The sequence below is a fragment of the Vibrio sp. 1288 genome, from assembly GCF_033344475.1.
Window position 1 is genome coordinate 1 of record NZ_JAWPOX010000732.1, and the last position, 619, is coordinate 619.

General features: G+C 50.7%; 1 protein-coding gene. It reads left to right on the forward strand.

The annotated features are described in order from the left end of the window. On the forward strand, positions 1-619 hold a 619-nt coding region (locus tag R8O11_RS29050; protein WP_412035092.1), incomplete at both ends, for a sugar-binding domain-containing protein.

Sequence of the window (619 nt, forward strand, 5' to 3'; positions counted from 1 at the left end):
CAAACATGTGGCAAATGGAAGGCCACGGCGATCTGCAATACACCGATGAGGGCTTCCCATTCCCGATCGATGTCCCGTTTGTACCAACCGACAACCCAACGGGCGCTTATCAACGCACATTTACACTTGGTCCACAGTGGGATAACCAACAAACCATCATCAAGTTCGACGGCGTGGAAACCTACTTTGAAGTGTACGTAAACGGCGAGTACGTCGGCTTTAGTAAAGGCAGCCGACTCACAGCGGAATTCGACATTTCCAAGTTCGTCCAACAAGGCGAAAACTTGCTCTCTGTACGCGTGATGCAGTGGGCCGATTCCACTTACATTGAAGACCAAGACATGTGGTGGACGGCAGGGATCTTCCGCGATGCTTACCTTGTGGGCAAAGAGCAGGTTCACGTCCAAGATCTCACCATTCGTACCGATTTCGCCGACGATTACCAAAGTGCGACGCTCAGTGCTCAAATCGAATTGGAAAACCTTTCCACCGCTATCGCGTCTGGCTATACGCTGGAATACGCGCTGCATGACAAAGGCACTGTCGTAGCCAGTGGTCAATGCGATTCACTGACTATCCAAAACCACCACTCAACAAGCTTTGCGATTGATATGGTGAA